Genomic DNA, 24,184 nt, shown 5'->3' on the forward strand with positions numbered 1-24,184 from the left:
CCGCTGATCCGGATCACGGATCCCGAGCGGCACGATGCGCTACCCTTCGGCCCATGCGCCCGACCCGCCGCCTCCGCCCCGCACTCTCCACGCGCCACCAGATCGAACTGGGCGTGTTCGTCGTGGTGCTGGTCGCCATAGCACTGCGGGTATGGCTGCAGCCCGCGCCGGTCACCGAGCAGATCCAGTTCCGCGAGGAACTGCGGGTGGCCTTCGTGGAACATGCCCTGGGCCGCTCCGACCTGGCGGACTACGGGGGGCGCGAACAACTGGAACTGGAGCTCCTCGACCGCCTCGCCGAGCGTCTGGGCGTTTCCCTGGAGGTCCGGCGCGTGGAACGCCCCGCGGATGTCCACGCCCTGCTCCGGGCCGGTCATGTCGATCTTGGAGCCGGTCTTCTGGTACCGCCGGGCAACGATGCCGGACTGCGACGGGGCCCCGAGATTCTCGAGGTTCAGCGTATCCTGGCCTACTGGCAGGGGTCCGAGAACGGCGGCCCCCTGCTGTCGCCCATGGACATCCCCGCAGGCAGCCGGATCGGCGTCCCCGCCGGGGCATCGCTGCCGCCCATGCTGCATCGCCCGCACCGGGAGAATGGCCAGGATGATGTCGCCACCACGGCCCCGCATGAAGTCCTGCCCCTGCCCGGGCCGGAGCGGATGCGCGACGCCCTGGAGCGCGGCGAGATCGACTTTGCCCTGATGACATCGCTGGAATACCGGCGCCTGCAGCGGCTGCATCCCGAACTGCGCGCCGGCTACGAACTGGCCGGCACCACCCCGCTGGTCTGGCTGTTTCCCGACCGTGGCGACACCAGCCTGGAACGTGAAGCCGGACGCTTCCTGCAGTCCCTGCGGGACACCGGTGAACTGGAACGGCTACTGGATCGTTACCTCGGCCACCTGGAGACCCACGACCTGGTGGACACCCTGACCTTCGAGCGACGCGTCCATGACCGTCTGGAACGTTTTCGCGATCTGTTCGAGGCCGCCGGCGAGAAATACAACCTCGACTGGCGCTTCATTGCCGCCGTGGCCTATCAGGAATCGCACTGGAACCCCGACGCGGTCTCGCCCACCGGGGTGCGGGGCCTGATGATGCTCACCCGGGCCACCGCGCAGGATCTGGGGATCCCCGACCGCACCGATCCACAGGCCTCGGTGGACGGGGGCACGCGCTACCTGCTGCAGATGCGCGAACGCCTGCCGGAAAGCATCCCCGAACCGGACCGGACCTGGATGACCCTGGCCGCCTACAACGTGGGCCTGGGGCATGTGAACGACGCACGTGCGCTGGCCGCCAACAACGGCGACGACCCGGACCGCTGGGTCGACGTGAAGGAATGGCTGCCGCGACTGGCCGAATCCCGCTGGTACGAACAGACCCGGCACGGCTACGCCCGCGGCTGGGAGCCGGTCAGCTACACCCGCAATATCCGCAGTTACTACGACAAGCTGATGCAGCGCTTTCCCGAACCCGGTGATCGCGTGCAGCCCTCCGCCAACGGCTATCGCGACACCCCGCTGGCACTGTAGCCGGGTTATTCGGCACGCCCTCCCGGCGATCCGGCACAGTAGCGTGCCAGCAGGGACACGTCGGCGTCACCGCGCCCGTCCGCGCAGGCGGCATCCACGGCAGCGCCGATCCGCCGGACTCCGTCCAGTTCCAGACCCGTGCGCCGGGCCAGCTCGGCCACGATCCCGGCGTCCTTCTGGTAGAGTCCCAGCTGGAAGCCGGGCTCGAAGTCGCCGTCCAGCAGCCGCTGGCCGTGCACCTCGAGGATCCGCGATCCGGCAAAACCGCCCAGCAGCGCCTCGCGAATGCGTGCGGGATCCACGCCCTGCCCCTCGGCCAGCGCAAAGGCCTCGCCGATCGCCGCCAGGGTTTCGCCGACCACCAGCTGGTTGCAGGCCTTGGCGATCTGCCCGGCACCGCTGTCACCGACATGGGTGAGCGTGGAGCCCACGGCCTCCAGCAGGGGCCGGATCTGCTCGACCGCGTCCGCGGGCCCGCCGATCATCAGGCTCAGGGTACCGGCGCGGGCACCGGGCTCGCCCCCCGAAACCGGGGCGTCGATGAACACCATGTCACGCTCCGCCGCGGCGCGTGCGAGCTCGCGGGAACGTACCGGCTCGATGGTACTGTGGTCGATGATGATCAGGCCCGGACGACCGTGTTCGAGCACCCCGCCGGGCCCCTCCATCAGGGCCGCGACGTCGGGCGTGTCCGAAACGTTGAGCACCAGGACGCAGACCTGCGCGAGCAGCCCGGCCAGATCCCCGTGCACCCGGGCACCCTCCGGTTCGAGGGCCCGCGCCTGTTCCGGACGTCGGGCCCAGACATGCACCTCGGCCCCCGCAGCAAGCAGGTTGCGGGTCATGGGCCCGCCCATGATGCCCAGGCCCACGCAGCCGACCGGCTGCAACGCGGCGGGGATCGTCGCTGACGACATGGAAAACTCCTCGGACTGGAAATCCGGCCAACGTAGCAGAAAAGGAGCCCGCATTGATTCGCAACCTCAGTCCGCACGCCACCGGTGCCCTGTGCGCGTTCATCGGAGTCATGGCGATCAGCTTCGACGGCCTGCTGGTGCGCCTCGCCGATGCCAGCGCGCCGGACATCCTGTTCTGGCGCGGCCTGTTCATGGCGATCACCCTCACCGTCGTGCTGCGGCTGATGAACGGGCGCTGGAGCTGGGCCTGCATGCGGCGCGGCGGCATGGACGCGTGGTGGACCGCGACCGGATTCGCTGCCACCAACTATCTGTTCGTCCTCGCGGTTTTGCATACTACCGTCGCGAATGCCGTGGTCATCCTCGCCGCCTCGCCGCTGTTCGCGGCCCTGTTTTCGGGCCTGATCCTGCACGAATGGATCCCGCTGCGGACCTGGGTCGCGATCCTGCTCAGCCTGGCCGGCATCGTCGGCGTGTTCGCCGGCTCGCTGGAAACCGGCGGCTGGCTGGGGGACCTGTTCGCGCTGGGCGCGGCCATGGTGGTCGGCCTCAAGCTGACCCTGCTGCGCCGTTCGCCGCAGATCGACCGGCTCGCGGTGATCGCCACCGGCGGCCTTCTGGGCGCGGCGATTGCGCTCTTCTTTGCCGCGCCGCTGGCGGTGTCGGCCACCAGCCTGGCCACGCTGCTGCTGATGGGCGCGGTCCAGCTGCCACTGGCGCTGGTGATGATCGCCCTGGCCACCCGCCACCTCCCGGCCGGGGAAGTCGCCCTGTTCCTGGTCCTGGAAGCGGTATTCGGTACCCTGTGGGTCTGGCTGTTCCTGGCCGAGGCGCCGCCGCTGATGACGCTCGTCGCGGGGACGGCCGTTCTGGTGACCCTGGCCCTGCACGCGCTGGCCAGCTGGCGCGACGAGGCACGCTGAAAGCCGGTTATACTCGGCGACAGGGAACAGTACGGGGAGCCCCATGCCGGGAAGGCACGATCCACCCGCGAAGAACCACGGACATCCGGCATGGATGTTCGCGGTACTGGCCTGGATACTGATGGGCTTCCTGCTGCTGTCGCTCGCCGGCGGCACCGCCCAGGCCCAGACCCCGGGTGGCAACCCCGACGACGCCGACGGGGCCGCCCCCACCATCACCCTGCATTTCTTCTGGACCCGCGAGTGTCCGCGCTGCCTCGACGCACTGCCCGTGGTCCATCAGCTGGCGCAGGACTACCCCTGGCTGGACGTGCGCAGCTACGACCTGACCGCACACCCGCAACTGGGCTCGATCTACCGCCAGATGGCCGCCGAACGCGACGAGCAGGCCCGGGCGGTACCCGGTTTCCTGTTCTGCGGCGCGATGCTGGAGGGGTTCGACACGCGCGGCCGTCAGGAGGCCCGGCTGCGCGAACTGCTGGAGACCTGTCACCGGCGGGTTCAGGCCGGCGAACCGCCCGAGCTGGAACGCGCGCTGTGGACCGAGGCCGAGCCGCTGCGCCTGCCCCTGTTCGGCGAGCTGCACCCCGACCGGCTGTCCCTGCCGGCGCTGACGCTGATTCTCGCGGGCTTCGACGCGTTCAATCCCTGTGCCTTCTTCGTCCTGCTGTTCCTGCTGAGCGTGGTGGTGCACAGCCGCAGTCGGGGCCGCATCCTGCTGATCGGAGGGGTCTTCGTGGCCATCTCCGGGGTCATCTACTTCACCTTCATGACCGCCTGGCTGAACGCCTTCCTGGTACTCGGCGAGATGCCTCTGATCACGCGCATCGCCGGGGCCGTGGCGCTGGCGATGGCGTTGATCAATATCAAGGACTACTTCCTGTTCAAGCGCGGAGTATCGCTGAGCATCCCGGACTCGGCCCGGCCCGGACTGTTCCGCCGCATGCGCGAGCTGACCCAGGCCGACAGCCTGCCCTGGGTGCTGGGCGCCACCGTGGTGCTGGCGGTGGTGGTCAACCTCTACGAGATCCTGTGCACCCTGGGCTTCCCGATGATCTACACCCGCATCCTGACCACCCACGACCCCGGGGCCGTGGGCTATTACGGCTATCTGCTCGCGTACAACCTGATCTACGTACTGCCGATGCTGGCGATCGTCGCGCTGTTCGCCTTCACCCTGGGCAACCGCAAGCTGCAGGAACACGAGGGGCGTCTGCTCAAACTGCTGTCCGGGATGATGATGCTGGCGCTGGGCCTGCTACTGCTGCTGCGCCCGGACCTGCTCTCCAGCCCGGCGTTCGCGATCGGGGCGATCGGCGTGGCCATCCTGCTGACACTGATCATCCGTCGGCTCACCCGAACGCGCGCCTCGGGCTGAGGCGGTCCCTGTCACACCCGGGCCGTCGGCTCGAACGGGACGACCAGGGCCTGTTCCTCCTCCTGGATCCGCTCGCGTTCCTCCTCGGCCGCATCCTGCAACCCGAAGAACCACACCACGAACAGCAGCGTGAACACCACGAAGAACGCCATGCCCGCCCACGAGAGCACGTGCAGCACCGGTCCCGGGCGGTCCTTCTCCGCCACCTCGGGGCGCTGGATGGCGCGATAGTTGAGCCAGGCGAACACCGGCGAGGTCAGGAACGACACCACCATCGCGAACTGCAGCATCGCCAGCAGATCGGTCAGCAGGAACTGAATGATCACGATGCAGGCCACTACCGTGAACAGCAGCCATGCGACCAGCGCGCGCCGCAACCCCGCCTCCGGGCGGTCGAACAGCAGCAGGGTGCTCATCGCCAGCGAGCGCGGCCAGCCGTCCATGCAGGTCAGGGTGGTACTGAACATCGCGGAAAACGCCGCCAGCACGATCAGCCAGTGCGCCCAGTCACCGATGGTCGAGGTGTACATCTCGATGAAGCGAGCGGAGAACTCGCCGGCCGTCATGTCGGCCAGCTCGATCCCCGCGCCCGCGCGATACATCACCAGCGCACCCAGGGCGAGGAAGAACACCGCCAGCACCACGGTCACGATGTAGCCGATGTGGAAATCGGTGGTCGACTCGCCCACCGTGGCACGGTGCCCGGTCTCGATCTCGCGCGAGGTCCGCCACAGCGACGGCCACGCCGCGATGTCAATGGGCGCCGGCATCCAGCCCATGAACATGATGATGAAGCCGATGGAGGCAAGGTCCCACGGGTCGCGCCCGACGAACCCCTCGGGGATCTCCGCGCTCTGCCAGATCGCCACGATCACCGCGGTCAGGGTGGACACCGCCAGCAGGAACACCACCACCTTGGCGATCTTGTCCAGCAGCTGATAATGCCCGGCGATGATGATGGCGGCACACAGCAACAGGATGCCGATGGCGATCCCGGTCACGTAATCGGCGGCATCCACGAACGGGAACGCCAGAAACAGACTGGCGGAGATGAACGCGACCCCCGCGGTATTGAGGAAGGCATTGACCAGATTCAGGCCAAAGAAGGCCGCGAGGAAGCCCTTCCCCATGCGCCGGTAGCCATGCAGGATCGTGTCACCCGTGGCCGCGCGGTACTTCACCGCGTACAGGAAGAACGGGTACTTGAACAGGTTGGCCAGCAGCAACAATCCCAGCAGGGACCAGCCGTAAAGTGCACCGGCCTGGGTCGAGGACACCAGATGGGAACCGCCGATCGCGGCGCCGGCCATCAGGATGCCCGGCCCGATCGCCTTGCCCAGATCCGTCCGGGGCTGCCAGAACAACTGCATGGATCACCTCGCGTTGGCCGGAACAGTCAGCCGCACCCGGGGCAGCACGGACTCGATCAGCGCTGCAGCTTCGCAGGGGGCCACCTGCCCTTGTGGGAGCGCGCTTGCGCGCGAACGCGGCGAAGGGTAGCGCATTGCCCGGGCGACGACCATGGGCACCGGAAATCCCCGCGCGGTCCTGCCCCCTTCGCGGCACCCGGCGGGAACACCTTACACTGTGCGCGATCCCGGCTACTCGTTTCGCGAAAAGGACCCCCAGTGACCGCCATCCGCATCCAGGACCTGCGCAAGTGGTACGACGGCACGCCGGTGGTGGACGGCGTGAACCTGGAGATCCCGGAAGGCGAGTTCTTCGGCCTGCTGGGCCCCAACGGCGCGGGCAAGACCACCACCCTGCGAATGTTACTGGGTCTCAGCCCCGTCGATGCCGGTCACATCGAGGTGCTCGGCGAGACGATGCCCGAAGGCGAGCGCCGGATCCGTCACCGCCTCGGGGTGGTCCCTCAGTTCGATACCCTCGACCCGGATTTCACGGTGAGCGAGAACATGTTCACCTACGCGTCCTACTTCGGCCTGTCCGGCCCGGCGCTGCAGGCGCGGGTCGATGCCCTGCTGGAGCGGGTCAACCTGAGCGACAAGCGCGACGCGCGCATCCAGTCGCTGTCCGGGGGCATGAAACGGCGCCTGACGCTCGCCCGCGCGCTGATCAACGACCCGGCCGCGGTGATCCTCGACGAACCCACGACCGGACTCGATCCCCAGGCCCGTCACCACCTCTGGCGACAGCTGCGCGAGCTGCGTGCCTCGGGCGTCACCCTGGTGCTGACCACGCACTACATGGAGGAGGCCGAAGAGCTGTGCGACCGCATCGCGATCATCGACCATGGCCGCATCATCGCCTGTGACACGCCCGCCGGGCTGATCCGCGAGCACGTCGAACCCTGGGTGGCCACGGTCGCCGGCCACGGCGCCGCCGCGTCCATCGAAAACGAACTGGGGCCGCGCGACCGCGCCCACCAGGTCGCCGACACCTGGCTGATCTACACCCCCGACCCGGAAGGCCTGCGCGGCCGGCTGGAGGCGCGCGGGGAACGCATGGGCCTGCGCGAGGCCAATCTCGAGGACGTCTTCCTCAAGCTCACCGGCCACGACCTGCGGGACTGAATACCCATGCGCCAGCGCACCCATCCTCTGCTGCCGCGTCCCGGCATGCGCCTGTTCGCCGTATGGCGCCGCAACCTGCGGGTGTGGCGCAAGCTGCTGCTGCCCGCGGTGGTCGGCAACTTCGGCGAACCGATCCTCTACCTGCTGGCGTTCGGGGTCGGCTTCGGCGCCATGGTGGGCGAGGTCGACGGCATGCGCTACATGGTGTTCATCGCCTCCGGCATCGTCGCCTCCAGCGCGATGATGACCGCCAGCTTCGAGGGCATGTACTCGGCCTATACGCGCATGGCGGAACAGAACACCTGGCTCGGCATGCTCGCGACCCCGCTCACGCTGGACGACATCGTGTTCGGCGAGGCGGTGTGGGCGGCCACCAAGGGCCTGATCTCCGCGATCACCGTACTGATCGTGGCCAGCCTGCTGGGGCTGGTGGCCGATGCGCGCGCCCTGCTCGCGCTGCCGGTGATCTTCCTCGCTGCCTTCACCTTCGGCGCGCTGGCGCTGGTCGTCACCTCGCTGGCGCGCAGCTACGATTTCTTCCTCTACTACTTCACCCTGGCGGTCACCCCCATGCTGCTGCTGTCCGGGGTTTTCTTCCCCCTGGAACAGCTCCCCGGCTGGGTGCAGACCCTGGCCTGGATGCTGCCGCTGGCCCACGTAATCGAACTGGTGCGGCCATTGATGACCGGCGACTGGCCGGTCCGGTGGCTGCCCCATCTCGCGGTCATCATTGGCTACGGCGTCCTGGCCATCAGCGTGGCCAGCTACCGCATCCGCCGCCGGCTGTTGCAATAGAGCGGGAATGCTCCAATGATTCGCGTTGTCCTCTAAAACGAACCCTTTCCATCACCTTCAGGTACGAATCGATGAAGAACTGGCTGTTTGCAATCCTTCTGGCCCTGCCGGCCGCCGCGCTGGCGCAGAACGTGGAAATCCGTGACATCGAGGAAGGCGACGGCGACGAGGTCGTGCGCCATGACACCGTGACCGTACATTACACCGGCTGGGTGTACGAGGATGGCGAGGACCAGGGCGAACCCTTCGATTCCAGTCGTGACCGCGGCCAGCCGTTCACCCTGACCCTGGGTGCCGGCGAGGTCATTCCGGGCTGGGAGAAGGGCCTGGAGGGCATGCGCGAGGGTGGGAAGCGCGAGATCATCATCCCGCCGGAACTGGGCTACGGGTCACGCGGCGCCGGTGACGTGATCCCGCCGAACGCCACTCTGCGCTTCGAAGTGGAGATCCTGGAAGTGGAGCGGGCGCCCTTCGGCGGCCTGAACAATAACGAGCTGGCCGGGATGCTGGAACGCGACGACGTGACCGTGGTCGACATCCGCCGCCCCGACGAATGGGCCGAGACCGGGGTGGTCGAAGGCAGCCTGCGCATGACCGCCTTCGACGAACGCGGCCAGTTCATTCCGCAATTCGGTCAGGCGTTCACCGATGCGGTAGACCCGGATGACACCGTGGTCCTGATCTGCCGCACCGGCAGCCGCACCGGCGTACTGGCCCGCGCGCTGGCCGACGGTCTGGGGTACGAGGACGTCCATAACGTCACCGACGGCATCAAGCACTGGCTCGAAGAAGACCGCGTGGTGCGCCACGACTGCCCCGATACCGAGGAGACGGCGGTTTGCTGATGCGGCGACACGCCGGCCCCGGGGCCCTCGGTCTGGTCCTGCTGCTGCTCGCGGCCCCGGCCACGGGCGAAGGGGACGAACACGAGGAACTGCCGGCAGTGCTCCCCGAGCCGGTGACCACCACGCATTCGCTGGAAACGGTGGACGGCGAACGGCTGGAGTACCGCGCGACGGTCGGCTACACCCCGCTGGGCGAGGATCGCGAACACCCCGAGGCGCGGGTCTTCAGCGTGGCCTATACGGTGGACGACGAAGAAGCCGACCGCCCGGTGACCTTCCTGTTCAACGGCGGACCGGGGGCGGCCTCGGCCTATCTCAACGTCGGCGGACTCGGACCGCGGGTCCTGGACACCGACGACCGGGGCCTGTCGGCCGCCACGCCACCACGGCTGACGGACAACCCGAAGACCTGGCTGGCGTTTACCGACCTCGTCTTCATCGATCCGCCGGGCACCGGCTTCAGCCGGGTGATGGAGGCCGGCGATCCCGAAGATTTCTTCGAGCCGGAGGGCGACCTGGCCGCCCTGGAAGAAACCCTGGAACGCTGGCTGGACGACCACGAACGGCGCGGCGACCCGGTGTACCTCGGCGGGGAAAGCTATGGCGGCTATCGCGCCGGTGCCCTGCCGGCGCGGCTGATGCGCAACTCCGGCATCAGCGTCTCGGGCACGGTGCTGGTCTCCCCCGCGCTGGATTTCGGCATGCTCGAGGGCGGCACCGGCCGCCCGCTCCCGCACGCACTGATGCTGCCGGCGCTGACCGCCTCGGCACGCGCGCATGACCGCCTGGGCGATGACCCGCCGAGCCTCGAGCAGGCGGAGGCATTCGCGCTGGGGGACTATCTCGAAGGCCTGCTGCATCCGGACCGGATCGACGCGGACTGGATCGATGAAGTGGCCCGATTCACCGGGATCGACCGCGACCACCTGCGCGCGACCGGCGGCCGCGTCACCCTGAACATGGCGCAGCGTGGCCTGCTGCGGGACGAGGGCCGGCTGGTCAGCCTGTACGATGGCGGGATCGATTCGCCCGATCCGGTCCCGACCCGCGCGCGACCGCGGGCCGATGCCATCCTCGACGGTCTGGTGGCCCCGCTGTCCACCGCCATGCTGGACCACCTGCGCAACACCCTGGACTGGTCACACGGGCATCAGTATCGCCTGCTCAGCCGCGAGGTCTTCGGTGCCTGGGACTGGGACAGCTCGCAGCGGACCGGCCCGGCCTCGGCGATGGACGACCTGGCCACCGCCCTGGCACTGGATCCCCGCTTTCGCATCTTCAGCGTGCACGGCGAGGCCGACCTGATCACCCCCTATTTCGCCACCGAATGGCTGCTGGGGCAGATCGCGCATGCCGCGGACCCGGGCGACGACGAGCGCATCGTCACCGGCCGCTATCCCGGCGGGCACATGCTGTACATGCGTGCCGACACCAACGCCGAGCTGTTCGACGACGCCCGGCGCTTCTACACCGGACACGCAGCGGACCCCGACTGACCGCTTGCCGACCCGGGCGCCCTCCGGTTACTGTAATTATGAACAGTATCCGGAGCCGCCCCGTGTCGTCCGTCCCGTCGCTCACCCCGCGCCAGCAGGCCATCCTCGACTACATCACCGAGGTGATGACCACCCAGGGCACCGCACCCACGCGCAACGAGATCGCCGCGGCCTTCGGCTTCCGCTCGCCGCATGCGGCGGAATGCCACCTCAAGGCCCTGGCGCGCAAGGGCGCGATCGAACTGGTGGGCGGGGCGGCCCGCGGGATCCGCCTGTCCCCCGAGGCCCGCCCGTCTCCCGGCACGCCCCCGGAAGCGGACGGCATTCCCCTGATCGGCCGGGTCGCGGCCGGCTCGCCGCTGCTGGCCACCGAACACATCGAGGGGCACTACCAACTCGGCGACGCCCTGTTCCGCGCCCGCCCCGACTACCTGCTGCGGGTACACGGCGAAAGCATGCGTGATGCCGGCATCCTCGACGGCGACCTGCTCGCCGTGCGCCGCACGCCGGAGGCCCGGGATGGCCAGATCGTGGTCGCGCGCATCGAGGACGAGGTCACGGTCAAGCGCTTCCACCACGATGGTTCGCGGATCCGCCTGCTGCCCGAAAACCCCGATTTCGCCCCCATCGATATCGACCCCGAGCGCCGCGAACTCGCGATCGAGGGGATCGGCGTGGGCGTGCTGCGCGATCTGGAAAGGGAATGAGCCGCGCCCTGGACTCACTGCTGGAACACCCGTCCCTGTGGCGCGGCCGCCAGGGCGCCCCCGCCAGCGGCGACGCGGTCTGGCCAGCGGGGACACCCGAACTGGAAACGGCCCTGGGCGGCGGCTGGCCGCGCGGCCAGCTGGTGGAACTGCTGGGCGCGCCCTTCGGCAGCGGCGAGACCCGCCTGCTGGTCCCGATGCTCGCCGCCTGCGGGCGCGCACGGCTGTGGATCGCCCTGATCGGCCCGCCGGCCACCCCCTGGCTCCCCGGCTGGCAACAGCTGGGCATTCCCCCGGAGCGGGTCCTGCTGGTGCGGGCCGACCAGGACGGCGAACGCCTGTGGAGTGCGGAACAGTGCCTGCGCGACCCGGCCTTTGGCGTGTTGCTGATCTGGATCCATGGCCCCGCGGAGACCGCACGACTGCGGCGTCTGCGCCTGGCGGCCGGCGAAAGCCGCGCCTGTGCCGTGCTCCATCGTCCACCACAGGCCGCGGAACAGCCCTCACCCGCACATCAGCGCCTGCAATGGCAGCCCCATGGCCGGGGCCTGCGCCTGCACTTCATCAAGGGCAGCGGCGCCCGGTACCGGCGCGGCCGGCCGCTGGATCTCTCCGTGGCGCACCCGCCTCCCGCGGAGGGCACCCCGTGATCCCGGACACACGTCCTGCACGACCGGCACCCGACACGGAGCAGGCCCACCCGGGCCCGACCCTGCAACTGCTCCCGGGGCTCCCGGAGCCGGCGCGGGAACCTGACCCCGCTCCCGTCCCCGCGCCGGAGGCCCGGGAATGCTGGCTGGCCGTGCAGCTTCCGCATCTGGCCCTGGATCTTCAGGCCCGCCGCCGCGCGGATGCCGCCCGTCTCGCGCAGCATCCCCTGCTGATCGTGGAACGCGGGGAACGACCCCGGGTGCATGCCGCCAACCGTGCCGCGCGCCGCGCCGGCGCCCGCCCGGGCATGCCCCTGGGCGATGCCCTGGCCCTTCTGGACACCCCGGAACTGATCGAGGACGACCCGGCGGCCCGCGCGCGCGAGATTCACCAACTCGCCGCCGCCCTGCTGCAGTTCAGCGACCACGTGCATCCCGAACCCGAAGAGCAGCGCATCCTGCTGGAGGTCGGGCGCAGCCGGCGCCTGTTCGGCGGGCTGCCGGCCCTGCGCGAACGGGCAGAGGCGGTGCTGCGCGAACTGGGTTTCCAGCCGCGCACCGGCATGGCCCGCAGCCCGGCCGCTGCACGGCTGTTCGCCGCGCACCGGCACCCGGAGATCCCCGAGGACCGCGACGCCCTGCGCCGCAACCTGGCACGCTTCCCGCTGAACACCCTGCCGTTACCCGCGGGCACCCGCGAGGCCCTGCAGGCCACCGGCCTGCGGATGTTCGGTGACCTGCTGCGTCTGCCGCGCACGGAACTGGCACGACGCCACGAACCGGAACTTCTGCAGACGATCGACCGCCTCCTGGGTGACGCCCGCGAGGCCCTGCCGCGCTTTTGCCCCCCGGCCACCCTGGAACTCGCCCTGCGCCTGGATCACGAGATCCGCGCGAGCACCGCGCTGGTGTTCCCCCTGCGCCGCCTGCTGCAGCAGGCCGAGCAGCAACTGCGCGGGCGGGCCCTGAGCCTGCAGCGCATGCAGCTGGAACTGCGGCATCGCGAGACCACCACCCGCCTGAGCCTGGAACGCGGCCAGCCGGGCATCCGCGCGGCGGACTGGCTGAGCCTGTGGCAGACCCGACTGGAGCGCGAAACCCTGCAGGCCCCGGTCATCGGCCTGCGCCTGCACGCGGCCGACCTGCTGGACCCGCCCGCCACCGATGACGGCCTGCTGACCGGAGATCCCGCCGGCGAGAACAACCCGGGCATGCACCTGCCGGCCGTGCTTGCCCGCCTGCGGGCACGCCTGGGGGCACAGAAGGTCGGCGGCCTGAGTAACCGGGGAACCCCGGCCCCGGAAGACGCGCAGGAGCCCGTCGGCTCCGCCCTGCAACGGGGCCGATCCACGCCCGGTCCCGCGCAGCAGGCCTGCGGCACAGCCCTGTGGGTGCACGCGCCGGTGCCGGCAGCGGCCACGGATCTGCAGGGGCTGCAGCCCCTGGGACGCATGGAAAACGGCTGGTGGGACCGGGGAAACGATCAGCGCCGCGACTATGCTCTGGCGCGCGACCCCCGCGGTCGCGGGGTCTGGGTGTTCCGCTGCCTGCGCAGCGGGCAATGGTATCGCCAGGGCTACTGGGGATAGGACCCCGCGGTTACCGGTGGTGTTCGCCCGCCCGCTCCGGCTGAAACAGCACCTTGTCGATGCGCACGTGCATCACGCCCCCGCCCGGACGAGGCCACTCGATCTCCTCGCCCTCCGAGAGTCCGAGCAGGGCACTGCCCACCGGCGCCATGATCGACAGCGTCTGCCCGCTGTCATCCATGTCACGCGGGTAGACCAGGGTCATGGTGAATTCCTCCCCGGATTCCACCACCCGGAAGCGCACGCTGGAGTTCATGGTTACCACCGACGCCGGCATCTCGTGCGAGTCCACTACCCGCGCACGATCCAGTTCGGCCTCCAGCCCGGACTTGCCGGGCCAGTCTTCCGCCGAAGCGGATTCCAGCAGCTTGTCCAGCCGTTCCATGTCGGTTGCCGAAACAACGATCTCGGGCTTGTCCACAACTCCACCTCTCAGGGCCGGTCACCGATTCCGGGGTGACCGGACGAACATGCAGGGAAAGGCCGCCGCGGCAACGACGGACACTACAAAGCCGGGCACGCGGACGCCGGTGCCTCTGTCCCATCGATTCTGGGGGCGAATGACACAAAAGACAAACCCTCCTCAAGATGTGACCCGCATCAAGGCCACACGGTCACCGAACTGCTACACAGGGGGCAGATGTGCATCCCGAGGCCCGCATGAATCTCCAGATGAACGAACCGTTGCCCGGCTTCGATCGCCCCCTCGAAGTCCTGCGTGCCTGTCATCGTCGCCTGAAGGGCTGTCTGGAGACGCTCGACCGCCTGCAGGCCCATGTCCCCGATCATGGCGCGGATGCCGAGGCCCAGGCCGCCGCCCAGCGGCTGCTGAAATATTTCCATGCCTCCGCACCGCACCACCATGCCGACGAGGACGAAGATCTGTTCCCGCGGCTCAAGGGCCTTGGCAATCATCCCGACTGCCATCCCCAGCTGCCCGACTGGCTGGACCGTCTTACCGCGGAGCACGAAACCCTGGAAAACGGCTGGTCCCGGCTGGAGCCGGCCCTGCTCGACATCGCCGAAGGACGCGATGCCTCGCTGGACGGCGCGGCGGAATGGATCGACCAGTACCGCCGCCATCTGGCCCTCGAGGAAGAAGCCGTGCTGCCGCTGGCCGAACACCTGCTGGACGCCGATCAATGCCGCGCCATCGGCGAATCCATGGCCCGCCGGCGCGACCTGGAACCGGAACCCCATGGCTGATTTCACTCTCGACCTGCGCGGGCTGGGCGACCATGCCCATACCCGCGCCTATTACACCCTGCGCGAACTCGGTGCCGGTCAGACCTTCGACGTGCTTGTGGAGGAAGAGCCCGAACTGCTGATGGCCGCGCTCGCACAGCAACTGCGTCATGCCATCCACTGGGAAACCGTCGAGGCCGGCCCGCCGCTGTGGACCCTGCGGGTCCGCCGGCGCGACGACACCGAACCCGTCGACCTGGTCGATCTCCTCACCCGCGACCACCTGCGTATCGACCGCCTGTTCGCCAGCGCCCTGCACCGGGTCAATGCCGGCGACGCCGAGGGCGCAGCACCGGCGTTTCATGCCTACGTCGCCGGGCTGCGACGCCACGTACACGTGGAGAACGAACTGATCGTCCCGCTGCTCGATCTGCCGCGCCATCCCCGCGGCGATGACCCGACCTCGATCATGCTGCGCGAACACGAGGAGCTGCTGGACCAGACCGCGATGCTGGAACACGAATTCACCGAGGGCGTGGACGAACCCTGGGCCATCGCGCCATTCTTCGCCCTGATCTCGGGCGGTCTGGCCAAACACGAAGGACGCGAGGAACAGAACCTGTTTCCCCACTGGAGCCGGCATTTGCGCGAACAACCCGATGTCGCGCGCGAACTCTTCGGCAAGGCCCGGAGCATGCTCATCGTCCCCGGCGAGGCGGACGAAACGGAGGATTCGCCGGAAACGGACCATTCCCGGGGGCCTGCCCGCTAAGGATCCTCGATCCCCGGCGTCAGGGTCTCCAGCCGGCCGTCCGGATACAGGCCGACCACCCCGGCCCGCCCGACACCGCGCACCCGCACCCCGTCCGGGGTATGCGTCTCGTAGTCCTGGTGATGGTGCCCGTGAACGATCAGTCCGGCCCCCAGCAGCTCGGCCAGGCCGTCGATGGTGTCGAAGCCGCTGGCATGCGGCGACGGCGCCTCGTGGGTGATCAGGATGTCGGCCCGCAGCCCGCGCAGGCGTTCGATGTCTTCGGGATAGACGGAGGTGCGATGGCGCCGGGGCAGACCCGGCTCGCGATCCCCGGCGCCCTGCCAGCGATCCCGTTCGGGGAGCTGCGCCACATGTTCGCTTCGGGTGAAGAAGACCGGCGCCTTGCAGCGCGGGCCCCGCGGGTACCAGACGCGGCCACGGAACACCCCGCCGAGACCCGCTACCGGTCGGCCGGCCACTTCCGCCACGCGCGCGTGCAGATTGCCCGCCACATAGGAACTGCCGAACACATGCGCCCAGGCCGCATCGGTATCACTCTCGTGATTGCCGGGGATCCAGTAGATCGCCGGCATTGTGGCACCCGCCGCCACGGCTTCCCGCAACGGCGCCAGTACGGCATCCAGCGACTGTTCGCGCAGCTCCATGTCCCCCAGCAGAACCACCGCCCGTGGACGGTGGCGGGCCACCGCCTCGATCAGGGGATCGAAGAGGCCATGGGGATCGCCATAGAACAGAATATCGGGTGCCACGCCGCTCCCGGGGGTTCGCGAATGCGCCTACCCTAACGCATCCCCGCCCCCGGGCGCGCGCTGCCCGCGATCAGCGGAGGTAACGCCCCCGCAGCATGTTGTAGTACAGCGGCTTGATCATGTGCACCTTCAGTCGCCACCACATCCAGCTTGGCTGTCCCTGATCGATGAAGCCGAAGGTCGGGACCTCTTCCAGGGTGTAGTCAAACTCGACCAGGGCCGCCTTGCCGACCTCGGTGATCAGCGGGCAGGAGGTGTAGCCGTCGAAACGCTGTTGCGGTTCGCGATCCTGCAGCACCGACACCAGGTTGTCCGGGGTCACCGACCCGTGGGCCCGGACCGTGGAGGCCGTCTTGCCAATCGCCGTGTCCACCACGTCGCCGGCGCCGAACACGTTCGGGTAGCGGGCATGCTGCAGGGTCTGGTCGTCCACGGCCAGCCAGCCGCCCTCCGCCAGACTGCCGTCTTCCACCGCCAGACCGGCCTCGCGCACCCAGTCGTGGGCGCGCATGGGCGGCACCACGTGCAGGTAGTCGTAGTCCACCGTCTCGCGATTGCCGTCGCCGTCCACGAAGGTCGCACGGTGCAGCTCGGGCTCCACGCCCTGCAGCACGGACCCGGATTCGATCCCGACTCCGCGCTCGCGATAGATGTCGCGCACCATCCCGTCAAAACGTTCGACGCTGAACAGCGCGCCTTCCGGAGCGTGATAGTGGAATTCCATGCGATCCCGCTGCCCCGCCTTGCGCAGCAGGTCCTCGGCGATCAGGGTCGCCTTGATCGGCGCCCCGGCGCACTTGATCGGCGTATTCGGAATGGTGAAGCGGGCCACCCCGCCCTGCTCGCCCAGGCGCTGCGTCTGCTCGTAGGCATGCCGCGCCTGGTCGGGGCCGGCATAGATACTGGTCAGACCGTTCTGCCCGATGTCCGCGCGCTCCAGGCCTTCGATCGCTTCGTAATCCAGATGGATCCCGGTGGCCACGACCAGGAAATCGTAATCCAGACGATCCCCGCCGGCGGTCTCGACCACCTGGCTCTCCGGATCCACCGCGGCCACGGAATCCTTCTTCCAGTCGACGCCACGCGGGATGTAATGCTCGTTGCGCGCGGTCACGTCGCTGACCGAATAGGTCCCGGCCGCGACCAGGGTCCAGCCCGGCTGGTAGTGATGGGTCTCGCTCGGCTCCACCACGGTGATACGCGCCCCGTCCAGCAGGTCGCGCAACCGCGCCGCCACGGTCAGCCCGGCGGCGCCGCCGCCCAGCACAACGACACGCGCGCGGGTCTGCACTCCGGCCTGCGCCGCCGCGGGCGCGGACCCCACGGCCGCCGCCGCGGTCAGCCCGCCGGTCAGTTTCAGGAAATCCCGCCGCGAAAGTCCGTCCCGCAATACCAGCGGTGCCTTCGACGAACCTGCCTTATTGCGATCTGTCATGTGTATGCCTCCTCGCGACCCCGTCATCCCGCGGGGCGTCTTTTTCCGGAGCGGTCGCCGGTGGCGCCGCGCTTCAACCCTTCTGACATACAGTTTTCGTGCCAGTGCCACAAAACCCGCAAAAACCGCTTTCCGCGCGCCTCGGCCGCCCGACTCCGGACGCTTTGTCTGCCGTGACTGTCATTTCCATGTTCCAGACTGTCATGTGCGGCATGTACAACACCCCGGGACCACGAGGCTCGTCCCGGACCGATGCCGCAAACCGCGTCGCAGCGCGAACACGCACGCCAGAGCGAGAACTGGCACGCAACTTGATTGTCATCCGGGCGGAACGCACCACGCGTCCTCTCTCAATCGTTCACGGAGGCAATGCCATGGAGCTTGACCCCTTACTCCTGTCACGACTGCAGTTCGCATTCGTCGTGTCATTTCACGCACTGTTCCCGGTATTCACCATCGGGCTCGCCTCGTTCATCGCCTTCCTGGAGTTCCGGGCCTGGCAGACCGGTGATGCCCTGTACACCCGGATCTCGAAGTTCTGGATCAAGATCTTCGCGGTCGTGTTCGGCATGGGGGTGGTCTCCGGGATCGTGATGTCCTTCCAGTTCGGCACGAACTGGAGCGTGTTCTCGTATGCCACGGCCAATTTCCTCGGGCCGGTGCTGTCCTACGAGGTCATCACCGCGTTCTTCCTGGAGGCGGCCTTCCTCGGCGTACTGCTGTTCGGTCGCGACCGTGTGCCGCAGGGCGTGCACGTTTTCGCGGCGATGATGGTGGCACTGGGCACCTTCATCTCCTCGTTCTGGATCCTGGTGGCCAACAGCTGGATGCAGACCCCGGGCGGCGTGGAAATGGTTGACGGCGTATTCCAGGTGACCTCCTGGGGTCAGGCCATCTTCAACGACAGCTTCTGGCCGCGGTTCTTCCACATGGGTCTGGCCTCGCTGCTGACCGCCGGCTTCGTGGTGGCGGGTGTCTCCGCCTACTACCTGCTGCGCAACAAGCACGTCGAGATGAACCGCAAGGCGCTGGGCGTGACCATGTGGATCCTGCTGTTCGCCGCCCCGGCGCAGCTGGTGGTGGGCGACATCCACGGCCTCAACACCTTCGAGCATCAGCCGACCAAGGTGGCGGCGATGGAAGGCGTCTGGGAGACCGAACGCGGGGCCCCGTTCCTGCTGTTCGCCATCCCCGACTCGGCCAACGAGACCAACCACTTCGAGATCGGCCTGCCCAACATGGCCTCGCTGGTGCTGACCCACGAGCTGGACGGCGAGGTGCCAGGACTGAACGAAGTGCCCGCCGAAGAGCGTCCTCCGGTCGGAATCACCTTCTGGTCGTTCCGCATCATGCTGGCCATCGGCTTCGTGATGATCGGCTTCGCCCTGTGGAGCGCCTGGCTGCGCTTCCGTGGCGACCTGTACCAGTCCGAGCGTTTCCTCAAGGGCCTGACCTGGATGATCCCGACGCCGTTCGTCGCGGTGCTGGCGGGCTGGTTCGTAACCGAAACGGGCCGTGCGCCCTGGCTGGTCTACGAAATCATGGACCACGCGACCGGCCTCACGCCGTCGCTGACCGGTGGCATGGCGCTGTTCAGTCTGCTGGGTTACATCGCGGTGTATGCCGTGGTGTTCACCGCCGGGGTCTATTACATCGTGCGCATCGTGCGCAAGGGTCCGGAGCCGGACCAACCGGTACAGGAGCCGCAGCACGCCAAGCGCCCGCTGTCGGCGGCCGATACGCCGTTCAACGACAACCCTGCCGCTGACGCAAGGAGCTGAAACCATGGTCGATATCACACTGGTATGGGTCGTGATCATCGCCGTCGGACTGGTCGGCTACGTCCTGATGGACGGGTTTGACCTGGGCGTGGGGATCCTCTTCCCCTTCGCCCCCGGCGAGCAGTCGCGCGACATCATGATGAACACGGTCGCCCCGGTCTGGGACGGGAACGAGACCTGGCTGATCCTCGGGGGCGCCGGCCTGCTGGCGGCCTTCCCGCTGGTCTACTCGGTGTTCCTGCCGGCGCTGTACATCGGGGTGTTCCTGATGCTGGCCGGGCTGATCTTCCGCGGCGTGGCCTTCGAGTTCCGCTTCAAGGCGAGTTCGGCGAAATCCCGGCGCGGCTGGAACGCCTCCTTCGCGATCGGCTCGATGGTCGCGGCCTTCGCCCAGGGGGCGGTCGTCGGGGCCTATATCCAGGGCTTCCAGATGGACGGGCTGAACTACGCCGGCACCGCGCTGGACTGGCTGACCCCGTTCACGGTGCTCACCGGTCTGGGACTGATGGCCGGCTACGCCCTGCTGGGCGCGACCTGGATGATCCTCAAGACCGAGGGTGAAACCCAGGCATTCGCCTACCGCGTGACCCCGTGGCTGCTGGGTGCCGTGCTGGTGGTGTTCGGGCTGGTCAGTGCGATCACGCCGTTCATCGACGCCAAGGTCATGGAACGCTGGATGGGCACCTTCGAGATCCTGTGGGTCCTTCCGGCCCTGGCGCTGCTGGCGGCCTGGCAGATCCTGCGCTCGGTGCGCCGGCGCCACGAGGGGCTGCCCTTCGTGTCCACGATCGCCCTGTTCATCTTCACCTTCCTGGGGCTGATCGTGAGCAAGTGGCCGTACGTGGTCCCGCCGGACTACACCTTCTGGGACGCCGCATCTTCCCCGGATGCGCAGCTGTTCATCCTGATCGGGGCGCTGTTCATCATCCCGATCATCCTCGGCTACACCGCGTGGACCTACTGGGTCTTCCGCGGCAAGGTCACGGCGGACGCGGGTTACCACTAGCGCCGTCGCCTGACCGTTCAGGGTTTGCGACCGGGTCTTTCTCTCTCTCTCCGGACCCGGCTCGCAGGCAACCGCCCGCTGCGGGGCGGACACGAGGCGCCGCGAACCTTCGGGTTCGCGGCGTTTTTTGTTTGCGGAGCACCGGAACACGATGCGGGAACATGACTCCAACCAGAGACACGGGAGATACTGCATCGCGCAGGGACCCATTCCCGGACACCGGAGCCGTCAGCATCGTGAACGAAAAGTTGCCCACAGAAGCCGTGCCTCAATGGACACGCGGCCTGGACCGCGACGAGGTGGTCAGCATCCTCGACGTGTTTCAGGAGCCCGCCATCCTGCTGTCGCCGGATTACGACATCCTGGGTGCCAATCAGGCCTATCGGCATCTGTACGATGTGGATGCCGGGGGCAACGGGCAACGCTGCTACGAAGCCTCGCACGACTTCCGCCGGCCCTGTGATGAAGCGGGCGAGACCTGCCCTCTGCGGGATACCCTCGCCACCGGCAAGCCCAACCGCACGCTGCACGTCCACCATACGGCCCGCGGCAAGGAACACGTGGACGTGGAGATGTTCCCGATCTACGGTTCCGACGGCAAGCTGCGCTACCTGATCGAGGTCCTGCACCACCTTCCGGTCTCGTCGCCGCATGCCGGGGAACAGGGGCTGGTCGGACAGTCCGCCGCCTTCAACGAGATGCTGGGGCTGGTCAGCCGGGTCGCACCCAGTGAGGCATCGGTGCTGCTGCAGGGCGAGTCGGGCACCGGCAAGGAGCTGGTGGCCCGTGCCGTGCACGACCAGAGCCGCCGCGCGGAAGGCCCGTTCGTGCCCGTGGAATGCTCCGGCCTGACCGAGACGCTGTTCGAAAGCGAGCTGTTCGGCCATGAACGCGGGGCCTTTACCGGGGCCACCCATGCCAAGGCCGGCCTGGTGGAGTCTGCCGCCGGTGGCACGCTGTTCCTCGACGAGATCGGCGACGTGCCCCACGGGCTGCAGGTCAAGCTGCTGCGCCTGCTGGAGACCCGGACCTTCCGGCGGGTGGGCAGCACCGAACCGCGGCGCGCCGATTTCCGCCTGGTCTGTGCCTCGCACCGTGATCTCCGGCAGCTGGTCCGCGAAGGGGAGTTTCGCGAGGACCTCTATTACCGGCTGAGCACCTTTCCCATCCGCGTACCGCCGCTGCGCGAACGCAGGGCCGACATCCCGATCCTGTCCCAGGCCCTGTTCGAGCGCCTCGAACTGCCGGCCCGCCCGTATCTCAGTCAGGGCGCGCGCGAGGTGCTGGAACGCTATCCATTCCCCGGCAACATCCGCGAGCTGCGCAATATCCTGGAACGCGCCGCGCTGCTCAGCGACGGCGAGGAGATCCGTGCGGAACACCTGGGCACCGAGGTGACCGAAGGCGTCGATGACCGCGATCTGCCGCCGCCGCGCGCGCTGGCCGGTGGCGAGATCCGCCCGCTGGAGGAAGTGGAACGCGAATACCTGCGTTACGCGGCCACCGTTCATCGGGGCGACCGGCGCTCGCTGGCGGCGCGTCTGGGGCTCAGCGAACGCAGCCTGTACCGGCACCTGCAGCGGCTGGATGACGACCTCTGAGCCATACCCGCCGGTGCCGCTCCGCGTGGCGCATCAGCCCGTGACAACCCCGTAGCAGCGATCCCCCAGCGGACAGCCGTCGCACAGCGGCCGTGGCCGACAGCGCTGTTTGCCGTGCTCCACGATCAGCGCATGGAGTTCGTTGAACGCCACTGTATCCGCACCGAGCTCGGCCTCCACGGAAGCCCGCAGCGTCTCGTAGCCGTCCCGCGCATGCGGTCGCCCGAGGCGTTCGAACAGTCGCCGGGTGTAGGCATCCACGACGAACACCGGGCGGTGGAAGGCGTACAGCACGATGTCATCGGCCGTTTCCGGACCGATGCCCTTCACCCCCAGCAGGGCCTCGCGCAGGGACCCGGTGTCCAGTGCAGACAGCGACTCGATCCCGCCCATCCGCTCGAGGAACGCCAGCAGGTGCCGCAGGCGCCCGGCCTTGACGTTGTAATACCCCGACGGGCGGATCCGCTCGATCAGTTCCTCCGGCTCCAGGGCCGCCATCCCCGCCGGCGTCAGCGCATCCGCCTCGCGCAGGGCCGCAAGTGCGCGCTCCACGTTGCTCCAGGCCGTGTTCTGCGTCAGCACCGCCCCGACCATGACCTCGAACGCGGTCTCGGCCGGCCACCAGTGCAGCGGACCGTAATGCGCGTGCAGCCGCTCCAGCACCGTGCGGCAGTCCGGCACCGCGGTGTCAGACCCGTCGGTCATGGCTCAGCGCCCCGGCCGGCCGCGTCCGCTGCGCGCCCCCCTGCCCCGGCGCGCGCCGGGCTTGCCGGATTTGGCGGATTTTGCGGTCTTCGCCCCGGCACCCGGACGTGACGAACTCCAGCCCTCGCCCTTGTCGCGACCACCGGCTGCCCCGCCCTTTTTCTTTTTCGGCCGTGTGCCGCGACGTTTCTCCGGCGGCTGCAGGTTCTCCGGCACATTCAGCCCCGCCTCGCGATACAGCGCGGCCACTTCGCCCACCTCGAGGTCACGCGCAGCGCCCGATTTCAGCCCGCGCCCCAGCACCACCGGCCCGTAGCGCACCCGGATCAGGCGGCTGACCGTCACCCCGACCGCATCCCACAGCCGCCGCACCAGCCGATTGCGGCCCTCGGTCACGATCACGTGATACCACTGGTTCGCCCCGTCGCCACCACCGGCCTCCAGCGCATCGAAGCGCGCCGGACCGTCCTCCAGTTCAACGCCCTCCAGCAACATGCGCCGGGTCTCTTCCGGGACTTCCCCCAGCACACGCACGGCATATTCACGTTCCATCGCACCGGCCGGATGCATCAGGGCGTTGGCCAGTTCGCCGTCGGTGGTGAACAGCAGCAACCCGGAGGTGTTGAGGTCCAGGCGGCCCACCGCCACCCAGCGCTGGCCCTTGAGCTTCGGCAGGCTGGCAAACACCGGACGCCGTCCCTCGGGATCGGAGCGCGAACAGATCTCGCCGACCGGCTTGTGATAGGCGATCCAGCGGTGCGGATATTCCGGTCGCGTGACCACGCGGCCGCGCACCCGGATCACGTCATCCGGCCCCACGCGATCGCCCAGTCCGGCGGTGCTCTGGTTGATCTGCACCTCGCCGCGTTCGATCCAGCCCTCGATCTCGCGCCGCGATCCCAGACCGCGCGCCGCGAGGACCTTCTGTACCCGTTCCTGCATCGGCTCCTGCCACTGTTTATGATGGGCGCCCACGATACACCAACGGGAACCCGCCATGAGCCCCAATGCGCCCGAAACCGGTGACGCCGTCACCACACCGCTGAATATCGCCGTCCTCACGGTCTCCGACAGCCGTTCGGCGGCCGAGGATCGCTCCGGCGATGCCCTGGTCCAACGCCTGGAAGCCGCCGGCCATCAACTGGCCGAGCGCGACCTGCAGCCGGACGACATCTACGCCCTGCGCGCGGTGGTCTCGCGCTGGATCGCCGATCCGCGGATCGACGCCATCCTCACCACCGGTGGAACGGGTATCACCGGCCGCGACGGCACCCCGGAGGCGGTGTCGGTGCTGCTGGACAAGACCATTGAGGGCTTCGGCGAACTGTTCCGCGCGCTGTCGTACGAAGAGATCGGCACCTCCAGCCTGCAGTCGCGGGCCCTGTCAGGCGTGGCCAACGGCACTTACGTGTTCGTGCTGCCGGGCTCCACCGGGGCCTGCCGGACGGCCTGGGACCAGCTGATCCGCGCCCAGCTCGACGACCGCACCATGCCCTGCAACCTGACCATGCTGATGCCGCGCCTGAAGGAGAGCTGAGACCCGCAGGAGGTCAGCCCCCTGACCGATCCCCTGACCGC

The 24,184-nt window shown here is 68.5% G+C and carries 23 protein-coding genes; 16 read left to right on the forward strand and 7 right to left on the reverse strand.

Going from position 1 to position 24,184, the window contains the following annotated elements; all coding sequences use genetic code 11:
• Window positions 1–53: 53 nt before the first annotated feature.
• Window positions 54–1,535: a membrane-bound lytic murein transglycosylase MltF gene (gene mltF, locus F620_RS0109205; RefSeq protein ID WP_019570335.1), complete on the forward strand. Its 1,482-nt coding sequence runs from the start codon at window positions 54–56 to the stop codon at window positions 1,533–1,535.
• 5 nt (window positions 1,536–1,540) lie between these two features.
• On the opposite strand, the gene F620_RS0109210 is transcribed toward mltF, so the two are convergent.
• The gene (locus F620_RS0109210; protein WP_026331391.1) at window positions 1,541–2,452 is read right to left on the reverse strand and encodes an NAD(P)-dependent oxidoreductase; all 912 of its coding nucleotides are present in this window, start codon (window positions 2,450–2,452) and stop codon (window positions 1,541–1,543) included.
• 53 nt (window positions 2,453–2,505) lie between these two features.
• Between F620_RS0109210 and F620_RS0109215 the strand changes: the two genes are divergently transcribed.
• Together F620_RS0109215 and F620_RS0109220 are read left to right on the forward strand one after the other, a co-directional pair.
• A complete protein-coding gene (locus F620_RS0109215) occupies window positions 2,506–3,375 on the forward strand; it encodes a DMT family transporter (RefSeq protein ID WP_019570337.1) in 870 nt (289 codons plus the stop codon).
• 94 nt (window positions 3,376–3,469) lie between these two features.
• Complete coding sequence (locus F620_RS0109220) at window positions 3,470–4,753, forward strand: hypothetical protein (RefSeq protein ID WP_019570338.1); 1,284 nt, start codon at window positions 3,470–3,472, stop codon at window positions 4,751–4,753.
• 11 nt (window positions 4,754–4,764) lie between these two features.
• Here F620_RS0109220 and F620_RS0109225 read toward each other — a convergent pair whose 3' ends face one another.
• On the reverse strand, window positions 4,765–6,123 hold the full coding sequence (locus F620_RS0109225) for an NRAMP family divalent metal transporter (RefSeq protein ID WP_019570339.1): 1,359 nt from the start codon (window positions 6,121–6,123) through the stop codon (window positions 4,765–4,767).
• 258 nt (window positions 6,124–6,381) lie between these two features.
• Between F620_RS0109225 and F620_RS0109230 the strand changes: the two genes are divergently transcribed.
• The 7 genes from F620_RS0109230 to F620_RS0109260 all read left to right on the forward strand — a co-directional run bounded on the left by F620_RS0109230 (window position 6,382) and on the right by F620_RS0109260 (window position 13,369).
• Window positions 6,382–7,287, forward strand: a complete 906-nt coding sequence (locus F620_RS0109230; RefSeq protein ID WP_019570340.1) for an ABC transporter ATP-binding protein — start codon at window positions 6,382–6,384, stop codon at window positions 7,285–7,287.
• A gap of 6 nt (window positions 7,288–7,293) precedes the next feature.
• Window positions 7,294–8,082 (forward strand): ABC transporter permease, encoded by a 789-nt coding sequence (locus F620_RS0109235; protein ID WP_019570341.1) that lies wholly within the window; start codon window positions 7,294–7,296, stop codon window positions 8,080–8,082.
• A gap of 71 nt (window positions 8,083–8,153) precedes the next feature.
• A complete protein-coding gene (locus tag F620_RS0109240; protein ID WP_019570342.1) occupies window positions 8,154–8,927 on the forward strand; it encodes an FKBP-type peptidyl-prolyl cis-trans isomerase in 774 nt (257 codons plus the stop codon).
• Window positions 8,927–10,423, forward strand: a complete 1,497-nt coding sequence (locus tag F620_RS0109245) for a S10 family peptidase (RefSeq protein WP_038030841.1) — start codon at window positions 8,927–8,929, stop codon at window positions 10,421–10,423. The genes F620_RS0109240 and F620_RS0109245 overlap by 1 nt, the downstream gene beginning before the upstream one ends.
• A gap of 38 nt (window positions 10,424–10,461) precedes the next feature.
• Complete coding sequence (gene lexA / locus F620_RS0109250) at window positions 10,462–11,130, forward strand: transcriptional repressor LexA (RefSeq protein WP_081621758.1); 669 nt, start codon at window positions 10,462–10,464, stop codon at window positions 11,128–11,130.
• Window positions 11,127–11,780, forward strand: coding sequence for a translesion DNA synthesis-associated protein ImuA (gene imuA / locus F620_RS0109255; protein ID WP_018869342.1), 654 nt, complete (start codon window positions 11,127–11,129; stop codon window positions 11,778–11,780). The genes lexA and imuA overlap by 4 nt, the downstream gene beginning before the upstream one ends.
• 146 nt (window positions 11,781–11,926) lie before the next feature.
• Complete coding sequence (locus F620_RS0109260; RefSeq protein ID WP_026331392.1) at window positions 11,927–13,369, forward strand: DNA polymerase Y family protein; 1,443 nt, start codon at window positions 11,927–11,929, stop codon at window positions 13,367–13,369.
• 10 nt (window positions 13,370–13,379) lie between these two features.
• Here the strand turns inward: F620_RS0109260 and rnk are convergent, their stop codons facing one another.
• Entirely contained in the window at window positions 13,380–13,790 is a 411-nt protein-coding gene (gene rnk, locus F620_RS0109265) for a nucleoside diphosphate kinase regulator (protein WP_018869340.1), read from the reverse strand.
• A 239-nt stretch (window positions 13,791–14,029) separates the two neighbouring features.
• On the opposite strand from rnk, the gene F620_RS0109270 reads away from it, so the two are divergent.
• Both F620_RS0109270 and F620_RS0109275 read left to right on the forward strand, forming a co-directional pair.
• Entirely contained in the window at window positions 14,030–14,575 is a 546-nt protein-coding gene (locus tag F620_RS0109270) for a hemerythrin domain-containing protein (protein WP_019570345.1), read from the forward strand.
• The gene (locus tag F620_RS0109275) at window positions 14,568–15,326 is read left to right on the forward strand and encodes a hemerythrin domain-containing protein (RefSeq protein WP_019570346.1); all 759 of its coding nucleotides are present in this window, start codon (window positions 14,568–14,570) and stop codon (window positions 15,324–15,326) included. The genes F620_RS0109270 and F620_RS0109275 overlap by 8 nt, the downstream gene beginning before the upstream one ends.
• Here F620_RS0109275 and F620_RS0109280 read toward each other — a convergent pair.
• On the reverse strand, window positions 15,323–16,078 hold the full coding sequence (locus F620_RS0109280) for a metallophosphoesterase (RefSeq protein ID WP_019570347.1): 756 nt from the start codon (window positions 16,076–16,078) through the stop codon (window positions 15,323–15,325). The genes F620_RS0109275 and F620_RS0109280 overlap by 4 nt on opposite strands.
• Before the next feature lie 70 nt (window positions 16,079–16,148).
• Window positions 16,149–17,513, reverse strand: coding sequence for an NAD(P)/FAD-dependent oxidoreductase (locus tag F620_RS0109285; protein ID WP_019570348.1), 1,365 nt, complete (start codon window positions 17,511–17,513; stop codon window positions 16,149–16,151).
• A gap of 374 nt (window positions 17,514–17,887) precedes the next feature.
• Here F620_RS0109285 and F620_RS0109290 point away from each other — a divergent pair, with 374 nt between their 5' ends.
• The 3 genes from F620_RS0109290 (at window position 17,888) to F620_RS0109300 (ending at window position 21,901) form a co-directional block, all read left to right on the forward strand.
• Complete coding sequence (locus tag F620_RS0109290; protein ID WP_019570349.1) at window positions 17,888–19,294, forward strand: cytochrome ubiquinol oxidase subunit I; 1,407 nt, start codon at window positions 17,888–17,890, stop codon at window positions 19,292–19,294.
• 4 nt (window positions 19,295–19,298) lie between these two features.
• Complete coding sequence (gene cydB / locus F620_RS0109295) at window positions 19,299–20,300, forward strand: cytochrome d ubiquinol oxidase subunit II (protein WP_018946079.1); 1,002 nt, start codon at window positions 19,299–19,301, stop codon at window positions 20,298–20,300.
• 236 nt (window positions 20,301–20,536) lie between these two features.
• Window positions 20,537–21,901: a sigma-54-dependent Fis family transcriptional regulator gene (locus F620_RS0109300; protein WP_026331393.1), complete on the forward strand. Its 1,365-nt coding sequence runs from the start codon at window positions 20,537–20,539 to the stop codon at window positions 21,899–21,901.
• A gap of 33 nt (window positions 21,902–21,934) precedes the next feature.
• Here the strand turns inward: F620_RS0109300 and F620_RS0109305 are convergent, their stop codons facing one another.
• Window positions 21,935–22,606, reverse strand: a complete 672-nt coding sequence (locus F620_RS0109305; protein WP_019570351.1) for an endonuclease III domain-containing protein — start codon at window positions 22,604–22,606, stop codon at window positions 21,935–21,937.
• Window positions 22,607–22,609: 3 nt separating this feature from the next.
• Window positions 22,610–23,548, reverse strand: a complete 939-nt coding sequence (rluB, locus tag F620_RS0109310) for a 23S rRNA pseudouridine(2605) synthase RluB (RefSeq protein WP_019570352.1) — start codon at window positions 23,546–23,548, stop codon at window positions 22,610–22,612.
• 55 nt (window positions 23,549–23,603) lie between these two features.
• On the opposite strand from rluB, the gene moaB reads away from it, so the two are divergent.
• Window positions 23,604–24,143 (forward strand): molybdenum cofactor biosynthesis protein B, encoded by a 540-nt coding sequence (moaB, locus tag F620_RS0109315; RefSeq protein WP_019570353.1) that lies wholly within the window; start codon window positions 23,604–23,606, stop codon window positions 24,141–24,143.
• Window positions 24,144–24,184: the final 41 nt, after the last annotated feature.

Origin of the sequence: Thioalkalivibrio sp. ALE11 (assembly GCF_000381205.1) — a bacterium.
GTDB lineage: Bacteria > Pseudomonadota > Gammaproteobacteria > Ectothiorhodospirales > Ectothiorhodospiraceae > Thioalkalivibrio.